Annotated in this window: 10 protein-coding genes and 1 pseudogene; 5 read left to right on the top strand and 6 right to left on the bottom strand. The window is 37.0% G+C overall.

Features of this window, described 5'->3' with window-relative positions; genetic code table 11:
- Both CYK47_RS14790 and CYK47_RS15810 read right to left on the bottom strand, forming a co-directional pair.
- Positions 1-858, bottom strand: an 858-nt coding sequence (locus CYK47_RS14790; protein WP_122902546.1) for a MobA/MobL family protein, incomplete at its 3' end; no start/stop codon positions are given.
- A 23-nt stretch (positions 859-881) separates the two neighbouring features.
- Positions 882-1,013, bottom strand: coding sequence for a hypothetical protein (locus CYK47_RS15810; protein ID WP_286206926.1), 132 nt, complete (start codon positions 1,011-1,013; stop codon positions 882-884).
- 278 nt (positions 1,014-1,291) lie between these two features.
- On the opposite strand from CYK47_RS15810, the gene CYK47_RS14785 reads away from it, so the two are divergent.
- From CYK47_RS14785 to CYK47_RS14775, 3 genes are read left to right on the top strand one after another with little or no spacing between them, the layout of a single operon-like run.
- Positions 1,292-1,717, top strand: a complete 426-nt coding sequence (locus CYK47_RS14785; RefSeq protein ID WP_122902545.1) for a conjugal transfer protein TraD — start codon at positions 1,292-1,294, stop codon at positions 1,715-1,717.
- A gap of 49 nt (positions 1,718-1,766) precedes the next feature.
- Positions 1,767-2,180, top strand: coding sequence for a hypothetical protein (locus tag CYK47_RS14780; RefSeq protein WP_162900319.1), 414 nt, complete (start codon positions 1,767-1,769; stop codon positions 2,178-2,180).
- A gap of 34 nt (positions 2,181-2,214) precedes the next feature.
- Positions 2,215-2,496, top strand: coding sequence for a hypothetical protein (locus CYK47_RS14775; RefSeq protein ID WP_122902544.1), 282 nt, complete (start codon positions 2,215-2,217; stop codon positions 2,494-2,496).
- A gap of 816 nt (positions 2,497-3,312) precedes the next feature.
- On the opposite strand, the gene CYK47_RS14770 is transcribed toward CYK47_RS14775, so the two are convergent.
- Positions 3,313-3,528: a hypothetical protein gene (locus tag CYK47_RS14770; RefSeq protein WP_122902543.1), complete on the bottom strand. Its 216-nt coding sequence runs from the start codon at positions 3,526-3,528 to the stop codon at positions 3,313-3,315.
- Positions 3,518-3,814: a BrnT family toxin gene (locus CYK47_RS14765; protein WP_122902542.1), complete on the bottom strand. Its 297-nt coding sequence runs from the start codon at positions 3,812-3,814 to the stop codon at positions 3,518-3,520. The genes CYK47_RS14770 and CYK47_RS14765 overlap by 11 nt, the downstream gene beginning before the upstream one ends.
- Positions 3,815-3,897: 83 nt before the next feature.
- Between CYK47_RS14765 and CYK47_RS14760 the strand changes: the two genes are divergently transcribed.
- Both CYK47_RS14760 and CYK47_RS14755 read left to right on the top strand, forming a co-directional pair.
- Positions 3,898-4,290, top strand: a complete 393-nt coding sequence (locus CYK47_RS14760) for a hypothetical protein (protein WP_122902541.1) — start codon at positions 3,898-3,900, stop codon at positions 4,288-4,290.
- A gap of 48 nt (positions 4,291-4,338) precedes the next feature.
- Positions 4,339-4,884, top strand: coding sequence for a hypothetical protein (locus CYK47_RS14755; protein WP_122902540.1), 546 nt, complete (start codon positions 4,339-4,341; stop codon positions 4,882-4,884).
- Positions 4,885-4,950: 66 nt separating this feature from the next.
- On the opposite strand, the gene CYK47_RS14750 is transcribed toward CYK47_RS14755, so the two are convergent.
- Together CYK47_RS14750 and CYK47_RS14745 are read right to left on the bottom strand one after the other, a co-directional pair.
- Positions 4,951-5,451: a hypothetical protein gene (locus tag CYK47_RS14750; RefSeq protein ID WP_122902539.1), complete on the bottom strand. Its 501-nt coding sequence runs from the start codon at positions 5,449-5,451 to the stop codon at positions 4,951-4,953.
- A pseudogene (locus CYK47_RS14745) lies at positions 5,448-5,646 on the bottom strand (MobA/MobL family protein); the annotation flags it as partial. The gene CYK47_RS14750 and the pseudogene CYK47_RS14745, both read right to left, overlap by 4 nt.

The raw sequence follows: 5,646 nt of genomic DNA, 5'->3' as shown, positions 1-5,646 counted from the left end.
CTCTAAGGCAAGCTGTTTGAAGCTGTCAAAATCAGCCTTAAAGCTCTCAATCCCCTGTTTAATTTCTTTGTCTGAAATTGGGCTGTCTTTGAGGTCTTTCATGTCTTTTTTCGGGTCGCCTAAATCTAGGCGTTCAAGCTCTTTATAGGCTGTTCGTGACTGTTGTAGGGCTTCCCTGATTTCAGGGTCTTTGGCTTGGCTTGGTAACAGTTTTTTTTCAGGTTCTTTCTCTATGCCTTGCTCTTTGTAGCTTCGCATATCAATGCGGCTGTCAATTTGGTGTTTTTCTAAATGGCTGTTGCATAAATCTGCCCACCTTTGGCGTAGGTCTTTAATATCGGTTTTTCGTTCCTGGTAGCTCTTACCTGTATTATCTTTTTTAGCTCCGCCACGTTCAGGATTTTTGCTGTTATAGCGTTTGAAATACTGCTCTGGATCTCGTTCGATTCCATCTTGCAGACGTTCATTAAACATGAGGTGAACGTGGGGCTGATCGTTGCCGTCCATTGCTTTAGGGTTATGAATTGCAAACTGATACGGATATTTTGAGCCAATTTCAGACTGAATGAAGTCCTCAACCAGTTCTAGGCGTTGCTCGGCATTCATCTCTCTCGGCAGGGCGATTTCATATTCTCGATAGGTACTACCGTTTTTACGCTCGTAAAGGTCGGCAGACTGCCAAAAGGTCATCGGATTATGTTCAGCCCATTTCGGCATATTCCCATAGGCACTATGTTCAAGGTCGGTTTCTGCCTGCTCCTGTTTCAGCTTCTTTTCTTCATCCCGATCAATATATTCGGCATGCGGTGCTGCTTTGCCTACCTTACCGACTTTGACACTTAAACGAGCAATCGCCATTAGATCTTATCCTGTTCCTTTTTTCAGTCACGTTCTTTCTTAAATGCTCTTTGATCAAGTATCGAAGCCCACATCATAATGATGATAAGTAGCGGTGCTGCGATGACGCCAAAACTAATATCTTTGATTTTTCCCAATACCTGTTTTAGTTGCATGCTTTTGCTCCTAGCTTTGGTACTTCTTTTTTCGTTCAATTGAAAATTGAATGAAAAAAGAAGTTTCAGGGTTTTAGGGATGAAGTCCCTAACGTGCTTAGGTTTCTCAATGAAATTGAGAAACGTCTAAGCGCGCCATCAAACTTTTGATGGAAGTACAGGCGACAATCTCTAGAACGACTTTAACAAAATTACGTTACTCGAACGTAAATATTTTGTTATCGTTCTTTGAGTATTGAGCCTGTACTTTTGCGGTATCTGAATTAATGGAATTGAATATGAATAATGATTGGCTGTCTGAAAAAATCACCTATATTTCTGCTTTAAAAAATCCAAGTGATGCTCAAAAACTTTTATTGGAATTAGCAAAAATCCAATACCGTACACCCGATCAAGAAAAAAAACTGAATGCCCTGATTAAAGCTGAAAAAGCCATTGATCGAGCAAATAAGCAAAAAGTAGCGGTTAGAAAATTATTGAATGCAGAAAAGGAAGCAGAAAGAAAAGCTCGTACACGGCACCTTATTCAATTAGGCGCACTTTTTGAAATTGCTAACCTAGATCAGCGTGACCCAGCCGAATTACTTGGTATTCTGCTTAAAACTGCTGAAATCGACCCAAATGATATGAAATGGCAAATTTGGAAGGATTTAGGACAAGAAACTTTAAATGAACGCAGTCAAAGTAAAAAACAAAATAATTAGTTATTATTTAATTGTTTAAAGTCTATTTATTGAAATTATGAGAACTAAATTGTCTTGGGCTTTCGCAATAGCCTTTTTTATCTTATTTATGATCATTGCATCCTATTCTGCTGACTATATGGAGTTACCTTTAGACAGCGATTTAGGAGTAATAGTCATATTCTTAGCAGGTTTTATAGCTAACAAGGTTTATTTATTTATTAAGCAAGTAGAGCCATCATATGATGACCGCTTAACATCAAATTGTTGGATAGGTGGCTTAACATTAATTATGGTACTTACAGGGCTAATTTATAAGGCTTTTGAACATGTTTATAGTGATCTGGGAACATATCTAAGAATAGGTTTACAGATCGGTGCAATTGCTGGAACTATATGGGTTTTTAAGCAAATCTATGAATCTAAAAAAGCACAATATGAATTAAGATTAAAACAAATGTTTGAAATCGAAAATAATAAATAGATTAATGTAATTTTGAAAATTAAAGAGAAATTCAATGGAACTTCAAGACTTTAAAGAATGTATTAACATTTGGATAAAACCTAGCACATGGCATACAAATCATTTTCTTGATACGGAAAGATTTCATAAAGCTTTGCATAGAATATTCATAAAAAATGGTACTAAACTTGAACCTGAGAAATTCTCAAAATTACTGTCACAAGCATTGACTGACCAATACCCTAAAATAAATAGTGATTTTCTAAATGAACAAGTGAAATCTGCTGAGATCACTTATGACGTTATTCGTAGCTATCTATTTGATATTGGCGAATAGCCTAAGCAGAATGTATTTTGTAGGAAATAGCTTCACCAAATCCCCATAAAAAGAAATGCTCTCAACTTCTCAACCGTTTCCAAAGCGTCGCACTTTGTGCTTTGGCTTTGGAAACGGTTGAGAGAGTTTCGGCAATACTCTCCCTAAAGGCTGTCATTTAAAAAAATGACACATCCTTTAAGTATTGCCGATTTACCGCATATTCTTTTGGCTTCGGAGCCACGTATATCGGTCGTATCCGCACATAGCTTTGCTGACTATGCAGACAAGGACTAAAGGTCTTGCACCTTCTCCCACGCGCTCCCTGTCGAAGTATGGCGGTATCTCTGCGAGGGTTTCCCCAACATGCAACTTAACCAACCTATACAACTACTCTTAACGCTCCGCTTTTGTGAGATTCCCCTGTAGCGGTTTAGCCTTTCGACTATCGCTACGTTGCACCAGTGACACTTATTCCCTCCACATGCAACGCATGCCAACCCGTAAAACGGACACGCAGGAGCAGGCAAAGCTCGATCTATGATGCTTATTTGATGAATAAAAACACGTATTAACGAAGACTTTTCATTTTGAGTCTTGATCTAAACACTGTTTATTGTGAAAATAGAGTTCAGGTACAAGCCTTAGTGTGAAATCATAACGGTCGCCAAACCTTATGATCTTCGTTATTCGATGGTTCGAACATCAAATAACTGCGTACCGCTGAATATAAAGCGAAAGCCCATTTAGTTTCAATACTAAATGGGCTTTTTCTTTGATCAATCAAACATTAAAACAAGTAAGAAAAGTCATATTTCATAATGACTAAAGCCATAATCAAGCACGTTTCAATGCCATAATATGGCGAACCATTTCATTAATATGTTGTTTTGTTTCATTATCTTGTGAACTTAACCATGTCACCACATCAGCATCAAAAGCCTTTGCTTGAGCGATGGCGTGACGTTCCTGTAATTTTTTCACAAAACTAGGTTTAACCAATTGGGCATTGGTAGGATCAAAATTTTTATAGCGCTCTAATTCATTTTGCATTGCTGTACCTCCGCTTTTGGTGATGTGATGGTTCAAATGCTGTAATGATTCTAGCAACATCTTCACGTTCAACCCAAACCACTGTTAGTAGTCTACCACGATTGCTTAAACCAACTGATATTAGCCGTTGTTCATCATAGTGTCCTACATCATCAAAAGACATCAATGCAGGATCAAGGAAAATACTACAAACCTCCTCGAACGTAATTTCGCGCCCTCTGTAGACTAATTCCATTTTTGGATCATGCCATTCAAATAACAAACCGTAATACTCAATCAGTGGCATAACTCTATATTTTACCTAGTAAATTGACTTTATCTTTAAATCAGACTATTTATTAAACATAATACAAAAATAGGATTAACAAAATGTCTAACAATATTGATGAAATATTAAAACTAAATACAGAAGACCTGTACAAACTTATGGAAGCTGATAATGCAATTGATGTTGATATCAGTCTTGAAGACCTTTGTAGTCTCGGTATTGATGAAAGTTTAGGTGAGAAAGTTACAACTGAGCTACTTTACAAAGCAAAATTGTCTCTACCTGTTGCACCAATGCGAAATAGTTTACGAAAAATCTGGCCTAAAGTTAGATTTGTAATATGTACAATATATAAAAACAATCCAAAGATTGGAGAAAAAGAGCTTATAGATGCTGTAATAGCAGCTTTAGGGATATCAGGAAACTGGGCAATAGCTTTAGTTGCCTTAGCTTTGAAACTAGGTTTAGATAAACTTTGTTCCATATATAAATAGTTTATATTATATGGACTTACAGATATTAAGTACATCAAGGGAAAACTGATGATTAAATCTCTTTTCAAAATCATTATTCCATTAGCTTCTATTTTTGGAATAACCGAAGCCTATGCAAAAGATATTCGTTATGTCTATTGCACTACAACTCTTGTTGGAAATGGAGGTGCTAATTATCAGCCTGTTCGACAAGATCAGATTGTACTATTTTCTCCTATTTTTAAAGTAGACGTACACAATGATGACGGTGCATCTTCTGTTAATTTTTCAGGAGACTTTGAAAATACCGTTCTCAATGATAGAAACGATAATAGAACATTTGCACACCGCCAGCTTAAAGATGTTAGCCTAAATCAAAGAGGCTGTAATTTCGAATCAAAATCTTTAGAAGCAGCTAAAAAAAGCTTCGATACCCAATATCTAGAACAAAAGAATCTAAAGCTTTCATTTCAAGATAAGTGTCGATATATAGCTATTTATTCTTGGGTTCCTAAAAACTATGTAGCACTATACCCTTCAAAAACAGCTATCACTCCAACTACTAAAGCATTAATTCAATCATGTCAGGAAGATGAACCTCCTGTTTACAAGTAACTATTTTGATTAACTTTCACATACCCCAACTCATATCTTGATCTTACTTAGGTCAAGATTTTTAATTTATTTAGGGTCTATCACACAAAAATCGCCATTTTTTCCATATCCACATTGCTTTTTCATCACTCGAACGCAAGTTTTAGATTCTCCATCAACTTTACAGCTTCCAATATCAAACTGGATTCCCTGCTGTCTTAGGCTCTCGATCTGCGGAATATTGCCTAAAGGTTTGATGTAAAACACGAACAACCAAGTCATTGCCAACATCAAAATGGCAAAAGCACCTAAGACAATGGCAATTAACTTCCATGACCATTGATGAATCACAGAATCAATAGAGTTATTCAAGCGTCCAAGTGCCTTAGCTGTCTTGATAAGCTCCGCTGTACCCTCCTGTAAGCCCGTATTTAGCGATTTTGATACGGTGCTATGGGTTTGCCCTGCAATGATCTTTTGAATGCGTTCTTCGGTGATTTGAAGCTCTTTAACAGCCTGATTGACGAGGTTCTGCTGTTGTTCTGCAACTGCCATTAGTGCATATAGCTTTTTTTCATCAGGTGTCATCGGCTCATCCCCTTATAACTCATGGTTTTCTGTTGCTCTCGTTCTAATTTCTGCTGTTCTTTGTACTGCTCTAAGGCAAGCTGTTTGAAGCTGTCAAAATCAGCCTTAAAGCTCTCAATCCCCTGTTTAATTTCTTTGTCTGAAATTGGGCTGTCTTTGAGGTCTTTCATGTCTTTTTTCGGGTCGCCTAAATCT

It is taken from the genome of Acinetobacter sp. B51(2017) (assembly GCF_003711395.1).
GTDB lineage: Bacteria > Pseudomonadota > Gammaproteobacteria > Pseudomonadales > Moraxellaceae > Acinetobacter.
This window is presented reverse-complemented; position numbering and strand designations above follow the sequence as displayed.